Source organism: Escherichia sp. WS1118, from assembly GCF_046487695.1.
In the GTDB taxonomy this organism is placed as follows: Bacteria; Pseudomonadota; Gammaproteobacteria; order Enterobacterales; family Enterobacteriaceae; genus Escherichia; species Escherichia coli.
In genome coordinates, this window is the sequence record NZ_JBJQIZ010000006.1 from 1 (window position 1) to 21,172 (window position 21,172).

Below are 21,172 nucleotides of genomic sequence, written 5' to 3' on the forward strand. Positions count from 1 at the left end.
TTTGCTTTCCCTGCCGAAGTTCTCAGGAGAACCCCGCTGACCCGGCGGCGTGTTTGCCGTTGTTCCGTGTCAGTGGTGGCGCATTATAGGGAGTTATTCCGGCCTGACAAGAGGAAATTTAAAATAATTTTCTGATCGCGCATTTTTTCAGCAAAAGCCCCGTTAATGTGCCATAAAACAAGCAATTTGCCGTTTTTGCAACCGTAATCACACTTCCTGGTGGCATACTAAGAAGGAATAAAAAGAAAAAGGAAGATTAGTAATGCCTTTAAGCGCACAACAGTTAGCTGCACAGAAAAACCTTTCGTATGTTCTGGCTGAGAAGCTGGCGCAGCGGATCTTAAAAGGTGAATATGAACCCGGCACCATTTTGCCTGGTGAGATTGAGCTGGGCGAGCAATTTGGAGTGAGTCGTACAGCGGTACGCGAAGCGGTCAAAACGTTAACGGCAAAAGGGATGGTTTTACCGCGACCGCGAATTGGTACCCGAGTCATGCCACAATCGAACTGGAATTTTCTTGATCAGGAATTGCTTACCTGGTGGATGACAGAAGAGAACTTTCATCAGGTCATCGATCACTTTCTGGTTATGCGTATCTGTCTGGAGCCGCAAGCTTGCCTACTGGCAGCAAAGGTTGGCACCGCGGAACAGAAGGCGCATCTCAATACGTTAATGGCCGAAATGGCGGCATTAAAAGAGAACTTTCGCCGTGAACGCTGGATCGAAGTCGATATGGCCTGGCATGAGCATATCTATGAAATGAGCGCCAATCCGTTTTTGACCTCATTCGCCTCGCTATTCCATTCGGTTTATCACACTTACTTCACGTCAATTACCAGCGACACAGTGATAAAGCTGGATCTGCACCAGGCGATTGTCGATGCGATTATCCAAAGCGATGGCGACGCGGCATTTAAAGCTTGTCAGGCGCTGCTACGCTCACCAGATAAGTGATAACCCGATAACAGGACATTGAATGAGCGATAAAAAGAAGCGCAGTATGGCGGGTTTGCCGTGGATCGCGGCGATGGCCTTCTTCATGCAGGCACTTGATGCCACTATTCTGAATACCGCCTTACCCGCAATCGCTCATAGCCTTAATCGTTCTCCTCTCGCGATGCAATCAGCCATCATCAGTTATACGCTGACGGTGGCGATGCTTATTCCGGTAAGCGGATGGCTAGCCGATCGCTTCGGTACGCGTCGCATATTTACCCTTGCCGTGAGTCTGTTCACGTTGGGTTCTCTGGCCTGCGCACTTTCTAACTCGCTACCACAACTGGTTGTCTTCCGGGTTATTCAGGGGATAGGCGGCGCAATGATGATGCCTGTTGCTCGGCTGGCCTTACTGCGCGCTTATCCTCGTAATGAGCTTCTTCCTGTATTGAATTTTGTCGCCATGCCGGGTCTGGTGGGGCCAATTTTAGGCCCCGTTCTTGGCGGCGTGCTGGTCACCTGGGCAACCTGGCACTGGATATTTTTAATCAATATCCCCATAGGTATTGCGGGCCTTCTTTACGCGCACAAACATATGCCCAATTTCACCACCGCACGACGCAGATTCGATACCACTGGCTTTTTGCTGTTTGGCCTCAGCCTTGTTCTCTTCTCAAGCGGAATAGAGCTATTCGGGGAAAAGATTGTCGCCAGCTGGATTGCCTTGACGGTAATTGTCACCAGCATCGGGTTACTGCTTCTCTATATTCTCCATGCGCGACGCACGCCAAACCCATTAATTTCATTAGATTTATTTAAAACCCGCACTTTCTCGATCGGTATCGTAGGCAATATTGCAACCCGTCTGGGGACCGGCTGTGTACCGTTCCTTATGCCATTGATGTTACAGGTAGGATTTGGGTATCAGGCGTTTATTGCTGGCTGTATGATGGCACCGACAGCGTTAGGTTCCATTATTGCAAAATCGATGGTTACCCAAGTCTTACGTCGTCTGGGCTATCGCCATACGTTAGTGGGGATCACGGTGATTATAGGGCTAATGATCGCTCAGTTCTCTTTGCAATCACCAGCAATGGCGATATGGATGCTGATCTTGCCGTTGTTTATATTAGGGATGGCTATGTCGACACAATTTACCGCGATGAATACCATCACACTTGCCGATCTGACCGATGACAACGCCAGCAGCGGTAACAGTGTTCTGGCGGTCACGCAGCAACTGTCGATCAGTTTAGGCGTTGCTGTAAGTGCGGCAGTCCTTCGCGTTTACGAAGGGATGGAAGGCACAACGACAGTCGAACAATTCCACTATACGTTTATCACGATGGGCATTATTACTGTTGCTTCAGCAGCAATGTTCATGCTACTGAAAACAACCGATGGTAATAATTTGATCAAAAGACAGCGTAAATCTAAGCCGAACCACGTTCCATCAGAATCGGAGTAAGTTGTAATCGTTGTTGCTGTAGGGTCGGCTGGGTTATCCGATGGATGAGTACATCAATCGCCAGCTCCCCCAGTTCATCTTTCGGTTGGTGTATAGTTGTTAATGGTGGCGTCATAAAGCTTGCCAGTTCGATATCGTCATAGCCAATCACCGCGATATCCTGCGGAACCTGTAACTCTGCCTGATATAACGCCTGGTAAACGCCAACAGCCATAGCGTCATTTCCGGTAAAGACGGCCTGAGGACGCAGCGGATGTGATAACAGTTGGCGCATAGCGTCAAACCCGCCGTTAAATTCAAAATCACCAGTGACTTCATAGCCATCAGGAATGTTGAGACCCGCACGTTTCATCGCAGCCCGATAACCTTCCAACCGCAGGCGCGCCGGAGTTTTATCCAGCGGACCGGTAATACAGGCAATACGGGTATGACCTTTATCGATCAGATATTGCGTTGCTAAGTCTCCGCCCAGCAACGAGTTATCCTGAATAAGATCGCTGTCGCCATCGAACGGAGCCCAGTCCATCATCACGGTAGGCACTGTCGGATAACGTTGCATGATTTCACGCGAAGGCTGATGCGTTTCGGTGCACAGTAACAGCAAGCCATCAACGCGTTTTTGCATCAGCGTTTCCAGATTACGATTCATCCGCTGTTCATCGCCTTCGGTATTGCAAAGGACAAGACTATAACCGCGTTCGAAGCAGCTGCGTTCAACGCCACGCACCAGTTCTGAATAGAAAGGATTGGTACTGGCAGTGATCAACATGCCAATGGTATGTGTTTGATTGAGTTTGAGGCTACGCGCCAGAGCTGATGGCGCGTAATTGAGTTCTTTAATCGCCGCTTCAACTTTGGCTGTAATCGCTTCACTGACGAAGCGATCTTTATTGATAACGTGAGAAACTGTTGAGGTAGAAACGCCCGCCAGGCGGGCAACATCTTTCATTGTAGCCAAGCGTCACCTCTGCCTGTCTAAAAATGCGTCGATCTCTTCACGCCACGGTACGGAAGGTTGTGCGCCTTTACGTGTTACGGCAATCGCAGCGGCTGCATGGGCAAAACGAATCGCCTCTGGCAATGTTTTTTCTTCCAGCAACGCCGTGATTAACGCGCCGTTAAAGGTATCTCCGGCAGCAATGGTATCGACAGCCTGCACCCGGAATCCAGGAACGCGCTGACCTTCACCATTCACGCTAGCCCATACACCACGACTTCCTAAAGTAATCAGTACAGTACGGATACCTTTTTCATGCAGTACCTGCGCCGCCTTCGCTGCATCTTCATCATTTTCAACACGAATACCGGTGAGCTTTTCTGCTTCCGTTTCGTTTGGCGTAATAATGTCCACCAGCGCCAGCAGTTCGTCAGGAAGTTCGCGAGCCGGAGCCGGGTTAAGCGCAACGATAGTCTTATTTTGATGGGCGATTTTCGCCGCTGCCATCACACTTTCGAGTGGTGATTCCAGCTGCATTAATAATGCTGACGCGTTGGCAATACGCTCACGTTGCGCTTCCACCAGCGCCGGGGAAAGGGCAGCATTAGCGCCGGCATGAATACCGATGACATTCTCACCTTCGCCATTAACAAAAATCAGCGCCACACCTGTTGATTCGCCTTTGATCACGCTGACCGGAGAAATATCGATGTTATCAGTGGCGAGCTGCTGGCGAACGCTCTCACCAATGCTGTCATCGCCAGTGCAGGCAATAAACGCGATATTCGCACCGCTACGCCCAGCAGCCACCGCCTGATTCGCGCCTTTGCCGCCAAATGCAACCTGATAGTGGTTACCGGTTACGGTTTCGCCTGGAGTAGGAAAAGATTGAAGATTAAGAATGTGGTCAGCATTAATGCTGCCAAGAACAACGAGGCTGCCTGCGTTTTGCATATTCGGGATGTCCATAAAATGCGCCACCGTGTTAGGGTGGCGCGTGCCCTGCTTTTCTTTATATTACACGTTCATCTGTCGATGACGTATTTATGTCACCATCAGGTCATACAACCTGATTAAAACTACTGCTTAACAACCAGTTTCAGATCAACCGGATACTTAGCCTGAACTTTCTCGCCTTTCAGCACTTTATCTGCGGTTTCGACGCCTTTCGCGCCAATCTGATCGGGTAGCTGAGCGATAGTCGCTGCTAGTTTGCCATCATTCACCGCTTTTTCGCCATCCGGTGTACCGTCAAATCCGACGACCATCACATCCGATTTACCGGCAGTTTGCAGTGCGCGCAGCGCGCCAAGCGCCATTTCATCATTCTGCGCGAATACAGCCTGAACATCCGGATGAGCGGTCAACAGATTCTGCATTACGTTCAAACCTTTGGTGCGATCAAAATCTGCAGGCTGGCTGGCAAGAACATTAAACTTGTGAGCAGCAACGGCCTGCTGGAAACCTTCGCCACGTTCACGGGCTGCGGATGTACCGGCAATGCCTTGCAGCTCGATAACTTTGGCACCTTCACCCACTTTCTTCGCGATGTAATCACCGGCGATTTTGCCGCCCAGTACGTTATCAGATGCAATGTGGCTCACCACTTCACCTTTCGTTGCCTGGCGGTCAAGGGTGATAACCGGGATGTTCGCCTGGTTAGCCATCTTCACAGCATTACCTACTGCGTCGGAGTCGGTCGGGTTAATCAGCAGAATTTTGGTGCCGCGGACGGTTAAGTCCTGCACGTTCGCCAGCTCTTTCGCCGGGTTGTTCTGGGAGTCCAGCACCACCAGGTTATAGCCAAGTTTATCCGCCTCTTTCTGCGCGCCATCTTTCAGCGATACAAAGAATGGGTTGTTAAGCGTGGAGACCACCAGCGCGATGGTGTCTTTTGCCATCGCATTCGCACTGACGGTGGCGCTTAGCGCAACAGCGGAAACCAGGGTAGCCAGTTTTTTCATGTTCATATTCAAGATGTCCTGTAGTCGTTATTACTGCTTTTTGTTGTCTACCAGCACCGCCAGCAAAATCACCACCGCTTTGACGATCATCTGGTAATAGGAGGAAACACCTAACAAATTCAATCCATTATTAAGGAAGCCAAGAATTAATGCGCCGATCAACGTCCCAACAATGCGACCTTTTCCGCCCGCCAGACTCGTACCGCCCAGAACCACCGCAGCAATAGCATCCAGCTCATAGCCAGTCCCCGCCGTGGGTTGTGCGGAGGAGAGACGCGCCACTTCAATGATCCCGGCCAGCGATGCCAGCAGACCACAAAGAGAATAGACGATGATTTTGATTTTATTGACGTTGATACCAGAAAGACGCGTTGCCGCTTCATTGCCGCCCAGCGCGTAGATGTAACGCCCCAGACGCGTGTGATGCAGCATGTACCAGGCCGCGAGGAAGACAATCCCCATGATCCAGACTGGCGTCGGTACGCCCAGCGGACGACCAATACCAAACCAGCCAAACAGATCGGCGTTCTCAGTAAAGCCGGTATTCACTGGGCTACCATTGGTATAAACCATGGTCACGCCGCGCAGTAAAAGCATCATAACCAGCGTAGCGATAAACGCCTGGACGCGACCTTTCGCTACAATCACCCCAGTTACCGCACCAATTGCGGCACCTAACGCGAGAGCGGCAGCGACAGCCACCAGCGCATTGACTTCAATGCCGACGATAGATGCAGCAACTGCGCCGGTCAGCGCCAACAGAGAACCTACCGACAAGTCGATACCCGACGTCAGGATCACCAGCGTCATCCCGACCGCCATAATGGCGTTCACCGAGGTTTGCTGAAGAATATTGAATAAGTTATTGATGGTGAAAAAGTTCGGGCTTAACGTCGAGACAATCGCGATCAGCACCAGCAGAGCGATAAGCGATTTCTGCTCCATCAGCCACGCTTTCGTGAAATAACGGCGACCAGAGACAGTCTGGGTTGTCATTTTTTTACTCCTGATTCACGCGATTAAGCTTGCCCACAGCGGCAGCCATTAACACTTCCTGGGTGGCCTGCTCACGAGTAAATTCCCCGCTGAGATGCCCTTCATGCATGACGATGATGCGATCGCTCATGCCTAATACTTCTGGCATCTCCGATGACACCAGAATGATGCTCAAGCCATCGGCTTTGAACTGGTTAATCAGTTGATAGATCTCTTTTTTCGCGCCGACATCTACGCCACGGGTAGGCTCATCGAGGATCAACACTTTAGGGCGTGTCATCAGACCACGGGCAATCGCTACTTTTTGCTGATTGCCACCGGAAAGCAGACCAATTGCCTGTTCCATCGATGGCGTTTTCACATTAAACAGACGAATGAAATCACTCACAGCCTGCTGTTCATCGGCATGCTTCAAACTGCCGCCAGCGCGGCTGAAGTAGCGCAGCGCGGTCAGCGACATGTTCTCTTTTACTGACATGCCCAGCACTAAACCGTCACGTTTACGGTCTTCGGAGATATAAACAATGCCGTTTGCCAGGCCATCCTGCGGCGAACGGGTAACGACTTCATGCCCATCCAGGGTGACGTAACCGCTTGTGCGCGGCAGTGCACCGTAGAGCACTTTCATCAGTTCGGTACGCCCAGCGCCCATCAAACCAGAGACGCCAAGAATTTCGCCTTTGCGTAAAGTAAAAGAGACATCGTTAACGCCAGGTCCGCAGAGATTATCGACTTTCAGGCGGATATCTCCCGGCGCTTTGTCCAGGTGCGGATATTGATCTTCCAGCTTGCGGCCCACCATCATCTCAATCAGAGAATCTTCGGTCAGTGATGCCACTTCGCGCTCAGCAATAAATTGTCCGTCACGAAAAACGGTAACGTCATCGCAAATCTCGAAGATTTCTTTCATGCGGTGGGAGATATAGACAATACCGCGGCCTTGCGATTTCAGCTCGCGGATGACGCGGAACAAGGATTCGGTTTCGGTATCGGTCAGCGCATCGGTCGGTTCATCCATAATGATGACTTTCGACTCAAAACTCAGCACTTTGGCGATTTCAACCATTTGCTGGTCACCGATGGAAAGATCGCCCACCAGCTTGTCGCTTTTAAAGCGCAGGTTAAGTTTAGCCAGCAATTTATCCGCTTCGGCATACATGGTTTTCCAGTCAATTTTGCCAAAGCGATTAACAAACTCACGACCGAGGAAAATGTTTTCGGCAATGGTTAACTGCGGGATCAGGTTCAGTTCCTGGTGGATAATCCCAATCCCGGCTTCCTGGGAAGATTTCGGCCCGGTAAATGTCGTTTCTTTCCCCAACCATAAAAGCGTACCGGCATCGCGAGTATAGATACCAGTAAGCACTTTCATCATGGTGGATTTACCCGCGCCGTTTTCGCCCACCAGCGCCATCACGCGGCCCGGATAGACATTTAACGCTGCGCCCGAGAGGGCTTTTACGCCCGGGAAGGCTTTATCGATGCCTTTAAGCTGAAGTAATGCTTCCATGACGGCCTCAGAACGTCACGCCAGCACAGAGAATGATATTCGCATACGGAGAACATTCTCCGCTGCGAATTACCGCCTGACTTTCTGCGGTTTGTTGTTTGAATTGTTCATGCGTGGTGTAACGAATCTCAATGGTGTTTCCCTGGTGTTGTTGCAGCTGCTCAAGGTGAGTGAGCAACGTTTCGTGGAGTTGCGGATTATGTTGTTTGATCTCTTCCGCGATAATGACAGCCTCGACCTGCATTTCATTTGTGACGACGCCCAGCACCTGCATAAAAGAAGGTACACCCTGGGTTAATGCCATATCGATACGCGTTGCACTTTTGGGGATGGGTAAACCAGCATCACACACCACCAGCGTATCGGTATGTCCCAGTCGGGAGATCACCGATGAAATATCAGAATTAAGAACGGTGCCTTTTTTCATTTTTTTCTCCATCAGCGAAACGTTTCGCTGACCCGCAGTTTAATCCTGACTGAGTTGGGAAAACCATCGTGACGTTACGGAAATGTGATCAACCTCGAAACGTTTTACATGGTGATTAACCATGAAAACAAAAACGCCCCCTTATGGAGAAAGGAGGCGTCTGGCGTTAGATTTCGACCTGAGTACCCAGTTCGATAACTCTGTTTGGCGGGATTTCAAATTGATCCGGTGCCCGCAGCGCATTACGTTGCAGCAGCAAGTACAGCTTGCCGCGCAGACGCAAATACCACGGGCGTTTGCCGAGGATCAACGACTCATGCGACATAAAGAAGGAGGTTTCCATCATCCGGCAACTTAATCCTTCCAGACCGCAGCGGTGGAAAACTTCTTCCACGTTTGGCGTTTCTCGCCAACCATAACTTGCCACCACGCGCCAGAAAGTGGGCGACAGTTGTTCAATCTGTACCCGACGGACGTTATGGACATATGGCGCGTCTTCGGTGCGCAGAGTTAACAGAATCACCCGCTCATGCAATACCTTGTTATGTTTCAGGTTATGCATCAGCGCAAAGGGAATGACGTTGATTGCACGCGACATATACACCGCGGTCCCAGGCACGCGAACGGGCGGTGATTTCTCCAGCGAAGCAATCATCGCTTCCAGAGAGTTACCATGTTCATGCATCCGCCGCAGCAAGCGGAAACGCTCGCTCTTCCAGGTGGTCATCACGATAAACATCACCGTACCGAGGCTCAATGGCAACCAGCCGCCGGAGAGCAGTTTATCGAGGTTAGCGGTGAACAAGGGAATATCGACACAAAGGAAAGCAATCAGGATCAGCGCAACAAAATACTTATTCCAGTGCCAGTTCTGACGTGCCACGGTAGTCGAGAGAATAGACGTCAGCACCATGGTTCCGGTCACCGCAATCCCGTACGCCGCCGCCAGGTTGCTGGAGTGCTCAAAGCTGACAATCACAATCACGACCGCGACATAGAGCATCCAGTTCACAAAGGGAATATAGATTTGCCCTGACTCCATTTCGGAAGTGTGAATAATGCGCATCGGCGACAAATATCCCAGACGTACCGCCTGACGCGTCAATGAGAAGACGCCAGAGATAACCGCCTGCGAGGCAATTACCGTCGCCAGTGCGGCGATGATCAGCAGCGGGATCAGCGCCCAGTCCGGTGCCAACAGGAAGAACGGGTTCTTAATCGCTTCCGGATTCTTTAACAACAGCGCTCCCTGGCCGAAGTAATTAAGGGTTAAGGAAGGCAATACGACGGTGAACCACGCCAGACGAATAGGGAACTTACCAAAGTGCCCCATATCAGCATACAGCGCCTCGACCCCCGTAATCGACAGCACCACTGCCCCTAATGCAATAAAAGAAACCGTTTTGTATTCAAGGAAGAAATGCACCGCCCACATCGGATTCAGTGCATGCAGCACTTCCGGGTTAGCAATAATGCTACGTAACCCCAGCCCTGCCAGAATCAAAAACCAGGTCAGCATGATCGGCGCAAACAGCTTACCGACCATAGCCGTGCCATGTTTTTGAATCATGAATAATAATGTGAGAACGATAATTGAGAGGGGAACTATCCAGGTATCCAGCTGCGGGGCGACGATTTCCAGACCTTCAATGGCGGACATCACCGAAATAGCGGGTGTTATGACGACTTCACCATAGAAAAAGCTGCCGCCGATTAGCCCCATAATCACCAGCATTGATGTGGTTCGCGCCGACGTATTACGCCCGGCAAGCGACATCAACGTCAGGATCCCCCCTTCACCGGCGTTATCTGCCCGCATCACGAAGGTGAGATATTTAATGGAAACCACAAAGATTAGCAGCCAGAAGATCAGCGATAAAAAGCCAAATACGGCATCGCGTTCAACGCCAAAACCAAACTGGCCGGACAAACATTCACGAAGTGTATATAACGGGCTGGTACCAATATCGCCGTAGACAACTCCAATCGCCGCGAGGGTAATCGCGGGCAATGATTGCTTATTATCAGTGCTCATAGACTAGTCTTTCGTTGAAATATGAAATGTGTGCTTAGTCCCTTGGCCCACAAAAAAGCGCACAGTATGCACGATTAACGGCAAAATCGTACTCCTAAATGCGGCCACATTAACCTGGCTCAAAGAAAAATACCCCTCCTTTGAGACTATTTTAGCCACCAGCAAGAAACGTCTATACTCGCAATTTACGCAGAACTTTTGACGAAAGGACGCCACTTCATTATGGCTCACCCTCATTTATTAGCGGAAAGAATTTCCCGCCTGAGCAGTTCGTTGGAAAAGGGGCTTTATGAACGTAGCCACGCCATCCGCTTGTGTTTATTAGCGGCATTAAGTGGTGAAAGTGTGTTCCTCCTTGGCCCGCCAGGTATTGCCAAAAGTTTGATCGCCCGGCGCTTAAAATTCGCCTTTCAGAATGCCCGCGCGTTTGAATATCTGATGACCCGCTTCTCCACGCCGGAAGAAGTTTTTGGTCCCCTTTCTATTCAGGCGCTAAAAGATGAAGGGCGCTATGAACGTTTAACCAGCGGTTACCTGCCGGAAGCTGAAATCGTCTTTCTGGATGAGATCTGGAAAGCGGGTCCGGCAATTCTTAATACCCTGCTCACCGCCATTAACGAGCGCCAGTTCCGCAACGGCGCACTCGTAGAAAAAATCCCGATGCGTCTGCTGGTGGCGGCCTCCAACGAGCTGCCGGAAGCAGACAGCAGTCTGGAAGCGTTATATGACCGCATGCTGATTCGTCTGTGGTTAGATAAAGTGCAGGATAAAGCGAATTTCCGCTCCATGCTGACCAGTCAACAGGATGAAAATGACAATCCGGTTCCTGCCTCCTTGCAGATCACAGATGAAGAATATGAACGCTGGCAGAAAGAGATTGGTGAAATTACGCTGCCCGATCATGTATTTGAGCTGATTTTTATGCTGCGCCAGCAACTGGATAAATTACCGGATGCGCCTTATGTCTCGGATCGTCGCTGGAAAAAAGCGATCCGCTTATTGCAGGCCAGCGCCTTTTTTAGCGGTCGCAGTGCTGTCGCCCCGGTTGATCTCATTTTGCTGAAAGATTGCCTGTGGTATGACGCGCAAAGCCTGAATTTGATACAACAACAAATTGATGTATTGATGACCGGTCACGCCTGGCAACAGCAAGGGATGTTGACCCGCCTGGGCGCGATTGTGCAACGTCACCTGCAACTTCAGCAGCAACAAAGCGATAAAACAGCCTTAACGGTAATTCGTCTGGGCGGCATTTTTAGCCGTCGTCAGCAGTATCAACTCCCTGTTAACGTTACTGCTTCCACTCTGACTCTGCTGCTGCAAAAACCGTTAAAACTGCATGATATGGAAGTGGTTCATATCTCCTTTGAGCGTAGCGCGCTGGAACAGTGGCTGAGTAAAGGTGGTGAGATTCGCGGCAAACTGAACGGTATCGGCTTTGCCCAGAAACTGAATCTGGAAGTCGATAGCGCCCAACATCTTGTTGTACGCGATGTAAGTTTACAAGGCAGTACGCTAGCACTTCCAGGTTCATCGGCTGAAGGTCTGCCAGGTGAAATAAAACAACAACTGGAAGAGCTTGAAAGCGACTGGCGCAAGCAACACGCTTTATTCAGCGAACAGCAAAAATGTCTGTTTATCCCTGGCGACTGGTTAGGTCGCATTGAAGCCAGCCTACAGGATGTCGGCGCACAGATTCGCCAGGCACAACAATGCTAACGCTGGATACGCTTAATGTGATGCTGGCCGTCAGCGAAGAGGGATTGATCGAAGAGATGATCATCGCGCTGCTGGCCTCACCGCAGCTGGCAGTCTTCTTTGAAAAATTCCCACGACTGAAGGCGGCAATCACTGATGATGTTCCCCGCTGGCGTGAGGCGCTGCGCAGTCGGCTGAAAGATGCCCGAGTCCCGCCGGAACTCACCGAAGAGGTGATGTGCTATCAGCAAAGCCAGCTCCTCTCCACGCCGCAGTTTATTGTGCAGCTACCACAAATCCTGGACTTACTGCATCGTCTGAATTCCCCATGGGCAGAACAAGCCCGCCAGTTGGTTGATGCTAACAGCACGATCACTTCAGCGTTACACACGCTTTTTCTCCAGCGCTGGCGTTTAAGCCTGATCGTGCAAGCAACGACGTTAAATCAGCAGCTATTAGAAGAAGAACGCGAACAACTGTTGAGTGAAGTTCAGGAACGCATGACGCTGAGCGGGCAACTTGAACCGATTCTCGCAGATAACAATACCGCAGCTGGTCGTCTGTGGGATATGAGCGCCGGTCAGCTTAAACGTGGCGACTATCAGTTGATTGTGAAATACGGTGAATTTCTTAACGAACAGCCGGAACTGAAACGTCTGGCAGAACAGCTGGGGCGTTCCCGGGAAGCCAAATCAATACCGCGCAACGATGCGCAGATGGAAACCTTCCGCACCATGGTGCGCGAACCGGCGACAGTTCCTGAGCAGGTTGATGGTCTGCAGCAAAGCGATGATATTTTACGTCTCTTGCCGCCAGAACTGGCGACACTAGGGATAACGGAACTGGAGTATGAGTTTTACCGTCGGCTGGTGGAAAAACAGTTGCTCACCTATCGCCTGCATGGTGAGTCGTGGCGTGAAAAAATGATCGAACGCCCGGTGGTGCATAAAGATTACGACGAACAGCCGCGCGGACCGTTTATTGTCTGCGTGGATACTTCCGGCTCAATGGGCGGCTTTAATGAACAGTGTGCGAAAGCGTTCTGCCTGGCCTTGATGCGCATAGCCCTCGCTGAAAACCGGCGCTGCTATATTATGCTATTTTCCACCGAGATCGTCCGTTATGAGCTTTCAGGCCCACAAGGCATCGAACAAGCAATCCGTTTTTTAAGCCAGCAGTTTCGTGGCGGCACCGATCTGGCCAGTTGTTTTCGCGCCATTATGGAACGCTTGCAAAGCCGGGAATGGTTTGATGCCGATGCGGTGGTGATTTCTGATTTTATCGCCCAGCGGTTGCCTGACGACGTGACGAGCAAAGTGAAAGAGTTGCAGCGGGTACATCAGCATCGCTTTCATGCCGTGGCGATGTCGGCACATGGCAAACCCGGCATCATGCGCATTTTCGATCATATCTGGCGCTTTGATACCGGGATGCGAAGCCGCCTGCTCAGACGCTGGCGGCGATAAATTATTACAGCAGAGAAGGGACGCTCTCACGAACAGCTGCCGGCCATACACCACACTGAACCTGGCCGATATGTGGCAGTTGCAGCAGCAGCATGGTCAAACGAGACTGGCCGATACCGCCGCCGATGGTCTGCGGCATTTCACCGCGCAGCAGCGCCTGATGCCACTCCAGCTCCAGGCGATCTTCGTCACCGGTCAGCGCCAGCTGATGCTTCAGCGTGTCGGCATCCACGCGGATCCCCATGGAAGAAAGCTCAAACGCATCTTCCAGTACCGGGTTCCATACCAGAATATCGCCGTTCAGACCCGCATGGCCCAGCTCTGACGGGGTGCTCCAGTCATCATAATCCGGTGCGCGCACGTCGTGACGATGACCATCGCTCAGCTTGCCGCCAATCCCGACCAGGAATACCGCGCCAAGATCTTTCGCAATCGCCCGCTCACGCCCTTTGGCATCGAGCTCCGGATAACGAGACAGTAACTCCTGGCTGTGTACGAAGTGGATCTGATCCGGCAGGAACGGTGCCAGGCCAAACTCTTCGCTAACCGCAGCTTCGGTTGCTTTAATTCCCTCCCAGATCGCCTCTACCGTGCTTTTCAGAGTCGAGAATTGACGCTCGCCGTCGCCCATTACGCGTTCCCAGTCCCACTGGTCTACATAGACCGAGTGCAACGGGGAAAGACGGTCTTCATCGGGGCGAAGGGCTTTCATGTGCGTGTACAGCCCTTCGCCCGCGCTGAAGTCGTGTTGCCCTAAGGTCTGACGTTTCCACTTCGCCAGTGAATGAACCACTTCGAACTGGGCATCAGGCAGAGCTTTCACTTTTACCTGCACCGCTTTTTCACAGCCCGACAAGTTATCCTGCGTGCCATCCCCCACACGGCTAAGAATCGGTGCCTGGACTTCGATCAGCCCCAGACGTTCTTCCAGTTGACGAGAAAAGTGAGATTTCACGAAGCTAATTTGACGTTGTTTGGCAATGTAAGCGGTTTTCATTTTTTATACTCCTGCGTCCTGTTGCTTATGATTAAGCAACAAAAACCGACACACATGCAATAATCATTCAATAAAAAGCCTCACGTACTTTTGATTCATTAAAAAAGAAGGCTAAAATAGAATGAATCATCAATCCGCATAAGAAAATCCTATGGAAAATTATCTGATCGACAATCTGGACCGAGGCATCCTGGAAGCATTAATGGGCAATGCGCGCACCGCTTACGCCGAACTGGCGAAACAATTTGGCGTCAGCCCGGGGACGATTCACGTTCGAGTAGAGAAAATGAAGCAGGCGGGGATCATTACCGGGGCGCGTATTGATGTCAGCCCGAAGCAGCTTGGTTATGACGTAGGCTGCTTTATCGGCATTATATTAAAGAGCGCCAAAGACTATCCTTCCGCGCTGGCAAAGCTGGAAAGCCTCGATGAAGTCACTGAAGCCTATTACACAACCGGCCACTACAGCATCTTTATAAAAGTGATGTGCCGTTCGATCGATGCTCTCCAGCATGTACTTATCAACAAGATCCAAACAATTGATGAAATTCAGTCCACCGAGACACTGATCGTCCTGCAGAATCCGATCATGCGTACCATTAAGCCCTGATCGGCTTTTTTAATCCCATACTTTTCCACAGGTAGATCCCAACGCGTTCACAGCGTACAATACGCCACTCTTAATAAAGGTGGCGGTTTATGGCAGATATCACTCTTATCAGCGGCAGCACCCTCGGCGGTGCCGAATATGTAGCAGAACACCTGGCTGAAAAGCTGGAAGAGACGGGTTTAACCACCGAAACGCTGCACGGTCCGCTGTTGGAAGATTTATCTGCCTCGGGGATCTGGCTGGTTATCAGCTCAACCCACGGTGCCGGAGATATTCCGGACAACCTTTCTCCTTTCTATGAAGCATTGCAGGAACAGAAGCCCGATCTTTCTGCGGTCCGCTTTGGCGCAATCGGTATTGGTAGTCGTGAATATGACACCTTTTGTGGGGCTATCGATAAAATCGAGGCAGAACTCAAAAATTCCGGAGCAAAACAGACAGGCGAAACACTGAAGATCAACATTCTTGATCACGACATTCCGGAGGATCCGGCAGAAGAATGGCTGGGATCGTGGATTAATTTACTCAAATAAGTATACAGATCGTGCGATCTACTGTGGATAACTCTGTCAGGAAGCTTGGATCAAACGGTAGTTATCCAAAGAACAACGGTTGTTCAGTTTTTGAGTTGTGTATAACCCCTCATTCTGATCCCAGCTTATACGGCCCAGGATCACCGATCATTCACAGTTAATGATCCTTTCCAGGTTGTTGATCTTAAAAGCCGGATCCTTGTTATCCACAGGGCAGTGCGATCCTAATAAGAGATCACAATAGAACAGATCTCTAAATAAATAGATCTTCTTTTTAATACCCAGGATCCCAGGTCTTTCTCAAGCCGACAAAGTTGAGTAGAATCCACGGCCCGGGCTTCAATCCATTTTCATACCGCTTTATGCGAGGCAATCACCATGTTTTATCCGGATCCTTTTGACGTCATCATCATTGGCGGGGGTCATGCAGGCACCGAGGCCGCGATGGCCGCGGCGCGTATGGGTCAACAGACTCTGCTTTTGACACACAATATCGACACTCTGGGGCAGATGAGCTGCAACCCGGCGATCGGCGGTATTGGGAAGGGACATCTGGTAAAAGAAGTGGATGCACTCGGCGGTCTGATGGCGAAAGCGATCGATCAGGCGGGTATCCAGTTTAGGATACTAAACGCAAGCAAGGGACCGGCGGTTCGCGCTACCCGAGCTCAGGCAGATCGTGTGCTCTACCGTCAGGCGGTACGTACGGCGCTGGAGAACCAACCGAACCTGATGATCTTCCAGCAGGCGGTTGAAGATCTTATTGTCGAAAACGATCGCGTGGTCGGTGCCGTTACCCAAATGGGACTGAAGTTCCGTGCCAAAGCTGTCGTGCTCACCGTTGGGACGTTCCTCGACGGTAAAATTCATATCGGTCTGGATAATTACAGCGGTGGCCGTGCTGGTGATCCGCCGTCCATTCCGCTCTCTCGCCGTTTGCGTGAACTGCCGCTGCGCGTTGGTCGTCTGAAAACCGGGACACCGCCGCGTATTGATGCACGTACTATCGACTTCAGCGTGCTGGCGCAACAGCATGGCGATAACCCAATGCCGGTATTCTCGTTTATGGGTAATGCGTCCCAGCATCCACAGCAGGTGCCGTGTTATATCACCCATACCAACGAGAAAACCCATGATGTGATCCGCAGTAACCTCGATCGTAGCCCAATGTATGCAGGGGTGATCGAAGGTGTCGGCCCACGCTACTGCCCGTCGATCGAAGACAAAGTCATGCGCTTCGCCGACAGAAATCAGCATCAGATCTTCCTTGAACCGGAAGGGCTGACCTCAAACGAAATTTATCCGAACGGTATCTCCACCAGCCTGCCGTTCGATGTGCAGATGCAAATCGTCCGCTCCATGCAGGGGATGGAAAACGCGAAGATCGTGCGTCCGGGTTATGCCATTGAGTATGACTTCTTCGATCCACGCGACCTGAAACCGACGCTGGAGAGCAAGTTTATCCAGGGGCTGTTCTTTGCTGGTCAGATTAACGGCACTACCGGTTACGAAGAAGCCGCTGCGCAAGGTTTGCTGGCTGGTCTTAACGCTGCCCGTCTGTCTGCTGACAAAGAAGGTTGGGCTCCGGCGCGTTCTCAGGCATATCTCGGCGTACTGGTTGATGACCTGTGCACTTTAGGAACCAAAGAACCGTATCGTATGTTTACCTCGCGCGCAGAATATCGTCTGATGCTGCGCGAAGATAATGCGGATCTGCGTTTGACTGAAATCGGTCGCGAACTGGGCCTGGTGGATGACGAACGTTGGGCGCGCTTTAACGAGAAACTTGAGAATATCGAGCGTGAGCGTCAGCGTCTGAAATCGACCTGGGTAACCCCGTCGGCGGAAGCTGCAGCCGAAGTGAATGCTCACCTGACTGCGCCGCTTTCCCGTGAAGCCAGTGGTGAAGATCTGCTGCGTCGTCCTGAAATGACTTATGAAAAATTAACCACGCTGACGCCGTTTGCCCCTGCGTTGACAGATGAACAGGCTGCGGAACAGGTTGAGATTCAGGTTAAATACGAAGGTTATATCGCGCGCCAGCAAGATGAGATCGAAAAGCAGCTGCGTAACGAGAATACCCTGCTACCAGCGACGCTGGATTACCGCCAGGTATCCGGTCTTTCTAACGAAGTGATCGCCAAACTTAACGATCACAAACCGGCCTCTATTGGCCAGGCTTCGCGTATTTCTGGCGTCACGCCTGCGGCTATCTCCATTCTGCTGGTGTGGCTGAAAAAACAGGGTATGCTGCGTCGTAGCGCATAACGCATTAAAAATGCCTGGTAAGCACCCGCTTACCAGGCAACGCATCAAGAACAGGTAATCACCGTGCTCAACAAACTCTCCTTACTGCTGAAAGACGCAGGTATTTCGCTTACCGATCACCAGAAAAACCAGCTTATTGCCTACGTGAATATGCTGCATAAATGGAATAAAGCGTACAACCTGACTTCGGTTCGTGATCCTAATGAGATGCTGGTACGCCATATTCTCGATAGCATTGTGGTGGCACCGTATCTGCAAGGTGAACGGTTTATCGATGTCGGCACCGGACCGGGACTGCCTGGCATTCCACTCTCTATCGTGCGTCCTGAAGCTCATTTCACGTTGTTGGATAGCCTTGGTAAACGCGTGCGTTTCCTTCGTCAGGTGCAACATGAGCTTAAACTGGAGAATATTGAGCCAGTACAGAGCAGGGTAGAAGAGTTTCCGTCAGAGCCGCCATTTGATGGCGTAATTAGCCGCGCTTTTGCCTCTCTGAACGATATGGTGAGCTGGTGCCACCATCTTCCTGGTGAGCAAGGCCGTTTCTACGCGCTGAAAGGGCAAATGCCGGAAGATGAAATCGCTTTGTTGCCCGAGGAATATCAGGTCGAATCAGTGGTTAAACTTCAGGTTCCAGCCCTGGATGGCGAACGTCATCTGGTGGTGATTAAAGCAAATAAAATTTAATTTTTATCAAAAAAATCATAAAAAATTGACCGGTTAGACTGTTAACAACAACCAGGTTTTCTACTGATATAACTGGTTACATTTAACGCCACGTTCACTCTTTTGTATCAACAAGATAACGTGGCTTTTTTTGGTAAGCAGAAAATAAGTCATAAGTGAAAATATCAGTCTGCTAAAAATCGGCGCTAAGAATCATCATTGACTGTTAAAACATTATTAAAAATGTCAATGGGTGGTTTTTGTTATGTAAATGTCATTTATTAAAACAGTATCTGTTTTTAGACTGAAATATCATAAACTTGCAAAGGCATCATTTGCCAAGTAAATAAATATGCTGTGCGCGAACATGCGCAATATGTGATCTGAAGCACGCTTTATCACCAGTGTTTACGCGTTATTTACAGTTTTTCATGATCGAACAGGGTTTGCAGAAAAGTCGCAATTGTATGCACTGGAAAAATATTTAAACATTTATTCACCTTTTGGCTACTTATTGTTTGAAATCACGGGGGCGCACCGTATAATTTGACCGCTTTTTGATGCTTGACTCTAAGCCTTAAAGAAAGTTTTATACGACACGCGGCATACCTCGAAGGGAGCAGGAGTGAAAAACGTGATGTCTGTGTCGCTCGTGAGTCGAAACGTTGCTCGGAAGCTTCTGCTCGTTCAGTTACTGGTGGTGATAGCAAGTGGATTGCTGTTCAGCCTCAAAGACCCCTTCTGGGGCGTCTCTGCAATAAGCGGGGGCCTGGCAGTCTTTCTGCCTAACGTTTTGTTTATGATATTTGCCTGGCGTCACCAGGCGCATACACCAGCGAAAGGCCGGGTGGCCTGGACATTCGCATTTGGCGAAGCTTTCAAAGTTCTGGCGATGTTGGTGTTACTGGTGGTGGCGTTGGCGGTTTTAAAGGCGGTATTCTTGCCGCTGATCGTTACGTGGGTTTTGGTGCTGGTGGTTCAGATACTGGCACCGGCTGTAATTAACAACAAAGGGTAAAAGGCATCATGGCTTCAGAAAATATGACGCCGCAGGATTACATAGGACACCACCTGAATAACCTTCAGCTGGACCTGCGTACATTCTCGCTGGTGGATCCACATAACCCCCCAGCCACCTTCTGGACAATCAATATTGACTCCATGTTCTTCTCGGTGGTGCTGGGTCTGTTGTTCCTGGTTTTATTCCGTAGTGTAGCCAAAAAGGCAACCAGCGGCGTGCCAGGTAAGTTTCAGACCGCGATTGAGCTGGTGATCGGCTTTGTTAATGGTAGCGTGAAAGACATGTACCATGGCAAAAGCAAGCTGATTGCTCCGCTGGCCCTGACGATCTTCGTCTGGGTATTCCTGATGAACCTGATGGATTTACTGCCTATCGACCTGCTGCCGTACATTGCTGAACATGTACTGGGTCTGCCTGCACTGCGTGTGGTTCCGTCTGCTGACGTGAACGTAACGCTGTCTATGGCACTGGGCGTATTTATCCTGATTCTGTTCTACAGCATCAAAATGAAAGGCATCGGCGGCTTCACGAAAGAGTTGACGCTGCAGCCGTTCAATCACTGGGCGTTCATTCCTGTCAACTTAATCCTTGAAGGGGTAAGCCTGCTGTCCAAACCAGTTTCACTCGGTTTGCGACTGTTCGGTAACATGTATGCCGGTGAGCTGATTTTCATTCTGATTGCTGGTCTGTTGCCGTGGTGGTCACAGTGGATCCTGAATGTGCCGTGGGCCATTTTCCACATCCTGATCATTACGCTGCAAGCCTTCATCTTCATGGTTCTGACGATCGTCTATCTGTCGATGGCGTCTGAAGAACATTAATTTACCAACACTACTACGTTTTAACTGAAACAAACTGGAGACTGTCATGGAAAACCTGAATATGGATCTGCTGTACATGGCTGCCGCTGTGATGATGGGTCTGGCGGCAATCGGTGCTGCGATCGGTATCGGCATCCTCGGGGGTAAATTCCTGGAAGGCGCAGCGCGTCAACCTGATCTGATTCCTCTGCTGCGTACTCAGTTCTTTATCGTTATGGGTCTGGTGGATGCTATCCCGATGATCGCTGTAGGTCTGGGTCTGTACGTGATGTTCGCTGTCGCGTAGTAAGCGTTGCTTTTATTTAAAGAGCAATATCAGAACGTTAACTAAATAGAGGCATTGTGCTGTGAATCTTAACGCAACAATCCTCGGCCAGGCCATCGCGTTTGTCCTGTTCGTTCTGTTCTGCATGAAGTACGTATGGCCGCCATTAATGGCAGCCATCGAAAAACGTCAAAAAGAAATTGCTGACGGCCTTGCTTCCGCAGAACGAGCACATAAGGACCTTGACCTTGCAAAGGCCAGCGCGACCGACCAGCTGAAAAAAGCGAAAGCGGAAGCCCAGGTAATCATCGAGCAGGCTAACAAACGCCGCTCGCAGATTCTGGATGAAGCGAAAGCTGAGGCAGAACAGGAACGTACTAAAATCGTGGCCCAGGCGCAGGCGGAAATTGAAGCCGAGCGTAAACGTGCCCGTGAAGAGCTGCGTAAGCAAGTTGCTATCCTGGCTGTTGCTGGCGCCGAGAAGATCATCGAACGTTCCGTGGATGAAGCTGCTAACAGCGACATCGTGGATAAACTTGTCGCTGAACTGTAA

The 21,172-nt window shown here is 50.5% G+C and carries 20 protein-coding genes; 12 read left to right on the forward strand and 8 right to left on the reverse strand.

Going from position 1 to position 21,172, the window contains the following annotated elements; genetic code table 11:
• The first annotated feature begins 262 nt into the window (after nt 1-262).
• Nucleotides 263-955, forward strand: a complete 693-nt coding sequence (locus tag ACJHYO_RS11975) for a FadR/GntR family transcriptional regulator (RefSeq protein WP_001131161.1) — start codon at nt 263-265, stop codon at nt 953-955.
• 22 nt (nt 956-977) lie between these two features.
• Nucleotides 978-2,405 (forward strand): multidrug transporter subunit MdtD, encoded by a 1,428-nt coding sequence (gene mdtD / locus ACJHYO_RS11980; protein ID WP_001280828.1) that lies wholly within the window; start codon nt 978-980, stop codon nt 2,403-2,405.
• On the opposite strand, the gene rbsR is transcribed toward mdtD, so the two are convergent.
• The 7 genes from rbsR to kup all read right to left on the reverse strand — a co-directional run bounded on the left by rbsR (nt 2,371) and on the right by kup (nt 10,274).
• Nucleotides 2,371-3,363: a ribose operon transcriptional repressor RbsR gene (gene rbsR, locus ACJHYO_RS11985; protein WP_000224470.1), complete on the reverse strand. Its 993-nt coding sequence runs from the start codon at nt 3,361-3,363 to the stop codon at nt 2,371-2,373. The two genes, mdtD and rbsR, sit on opposite strands and share 35 nt — an antisense overlap.
• A gap of 3 nt (nt 3,364-3,366) precedes the next feature.
• On the reverse strand, nt 3,367-4,296 hold the full coding sequence (gene rbsK / locus ACJHYO_RS11990; protein WP_001361791.1) for a ribokinase: 930 nt from the start codon (nt 4,294-4,296) through the stop codon (nt 3,367-3,369).
• A 125-nt stretch (nt 4,297-4,421) separates the two neighbouring features.
• Nucleotides 4,422-5,312, reverse strand: coding sequence for a ribose ABC transporter substrate-binding protein RbsB (gene rbsB, locus ACJHYO_RS11995; protein ID WP_001297966.1), 891 nt, complete (start codon nt 5,310-5,312; stop codon nt 4,422-4,424).
• 24 nt (nt 5,313-5,336) lie between these two features.
• Nucleotides 5,337-6,302, reverse strand: coding sequence for a ribose ABC transporter permease (gene rbsC / locus ACJHYO_RS12000; protein ID WP_000211858.1), 966 nt, complete (start codon nt 6,300-6,302; stop codon nt 5,337-5,339).
• Nucleotides 6,303-6,306: 4 nt separating this feature from the next.
• Entirely contained in the window at nt 6,307-7,812 is a 1,506-nt protein-coding gene (gene rbsA, locus ACJHYO_RS12005) for a ribose ABC transporter ATP-binding protein RbsA (RefSeq protein ID WP_000387770.1), read from the reverse strand.
• A 7-nt stretch (nt 7,813-7,819) separates the two neighbouring features.
• Nucleotides 7,820-8,239 carry a D-ribose pyranase gene (gene rbsD, locus ACJHYO_RS12010; protein ID WP_001314250.1) on the reverse strand — a complete coding sequence of 140 codons (420 nt, stop codon included), beginning with the start codon at nt 8,237-8,239 and terminating at the stop codon, nt 7,820-7,822.
• Between the two features lie 166 nt (nt 8,240-8,405).
• Nucleotides 8,406-10,274 (reverse strand): low affinity potassium transporter Kup, encoded by a 1,869-nt coding sequence (gene kup, locus ACJHYO_RS12015; protein ID WP_000102319.1) that lies wholly within the window; start codon nt 10,272-10,274, stop codon nt 8,406-8,408.
• A 222-nt stretch (nt 10,275-10,496) separates the two neighbouring features.
• Between kup and ravA the strand changes: the two genes are divergently transcribed.
• Both ravA and viaA read left to right on the forward strand, forming a co-directional pair.
• Nucleotides 10,497-11,993: an ATPase RavA gene (gene ravA, locus ACJHYO_RS12020; protein ID WP_001296585.1), complete on the forward strand. Its 1,497-nt coding sequence runs from the start codon at nt 10,497-10,499 to the stop codon at nt 11,991-11,993.
• The gene (gene viaA, locus ACJHYO_RS12025; protein WP_000956636.1) at nt 11,987-13,438 is read left to right on the forward strand and encodes an ATPase RavA stimulator ViaA; all 1,452 of its coding nucleotides are present in this window, start codon (nt 11,987-11,989) and stop codon (nt 13,436-13,438) included. Before ravA ends, viaA begins: the two co-directional genes overlap by 7 nt.
• A gap of 4 nt (nt 13,439-13,442) precedes the next feature.
• Here the strand turns inward: viaA and asnA are convergent, their stop codons facing one another.
• The gene (gene asnA / locus ACJHYO_RS12030) at nt 13,443-14,435 is read right to left on the reverse strand and encodes an aspartate--ammonia ligase (RefSeq protein WP_000845129.1); all 993 of its coding nucleotides are present in this window, start codon (nt 14,433-14,435) and stop codon (nt 13,443-13,445) included.
• Nucleotides 14,436-14,586: 151 nt separating this feature from the next.
• On the opposite strand from asnA, the gene asnC reads away from it, so the two are divergent.
• The 8 genes from asnC (at nt 14,587) to atpF (ending at nt 21,172) form a co-directional block, all read left to right on the forward strand.
• Nucleotides 14,587-15,045: a transcriptional regulator AsnC gene (asnC, locus tag ACJHYO_RS12035; protein ID WP_000432970.1), complete on the forward strand. Its 459-nt coding sequence runs from the start codon at nt 14,587-14,589 to the stop codon at nt 15,043-15,045.
• 89 nt (nt 15,046-15,134) lie between these two features.
• Nucleotides 15,135-15,578: an FMN-binding protein MioC gene (gene mioC / locus ACJHYO_RS12040; RefSeq protein ID WP_000763758.1), complete on the forward strand. Its 444-nt coding sequence runs from the start codon at nt 15,135-15,137 to the stop codon at nt 15,576-15,578.
• Nucleotides 15,579-15,956: 378 nt separating this feature from the next.
• Nucleotides 15,957-17,846 carry a tRNA uridine-5-carboxymethylaminomethyl(34) synthesis enzyme MnmG gene (mnmG, locus tag ACJHYO_RS12045; RefSeq protein ID WP_000499788.1) on the forward strand — a complete coding sequence of 630 codons (1,890 nt, stop codon included), beginning with the start codon at nt 15,957-15,959 and terminating at the stop codon, nt 17,844-17,846.
• A gap of 63 nt (nt 17,847-17,909) precedes the next feature.
• Entirely contained in the window at nt 17,910-18,533 is a 624-nt protein-coding gene (rsmG, locus tag ACJHYO_RS12050) for a 16S rRNA (guanine(527)-N(7))-methyltransferase RsmG (protein WP_000932839.1), read from the forward strand.
• Between the two features lie 616 nt (nt 18,534-19,149).
• Nucleotides 19,150-19,530 carry a F0F1 ATP synthase subunit I gene (gene atpI, locus ACJHYO_RS12055; RefSeq protein ID WP_000116695.1) on the forward strand — a complete coding sequence of 127 codons (381 nt, stop codon included), beginning with the start codon at nt 19,150-19,152 and terminating at the stop codon, nt 19,528-19,530.
• A gap of 8 nt (nt 19,531-19,538) precedes the next feature.
• Nucleotides 19,539-20,354: a F0F1 ATP synthase subunit A gene (atpB, locus tag ACJHYO_RS12060; RefSeq protein WP_000135618.1), complete on the forward strand. Its 816-nt coding sequence runs from the start codon at nt 19,539-19,541 to the stop codon at nt 20,352-20,354.
• Between the two features lie 46 nt (nt 20,355-20,400).
• Nucleotides 20,401-20,640 (forward strand): F0F1 ATP synthase subunit C, encoded by a 240-nt coding sequence (atpE, locus tag ACJHYO_RS12065; RefSeq protein WP_000429386.1) that lies wholly within the window; start codon nt 20,401-20,403, stop codon nt 20,638-20,640.
• A 61-nt stretch (nt 20,641-20,701) separates the two neighbouring features.
• A complete protein-coding gene (gene atpF / locus ACJHYO_RS12070; protein ID WP_001052219.1) occupies nt 20,702-21,172 on the forward strand; it encodes a F0F1 ATP synthase subunit B in 471 nt (156 codons plus the stop codon).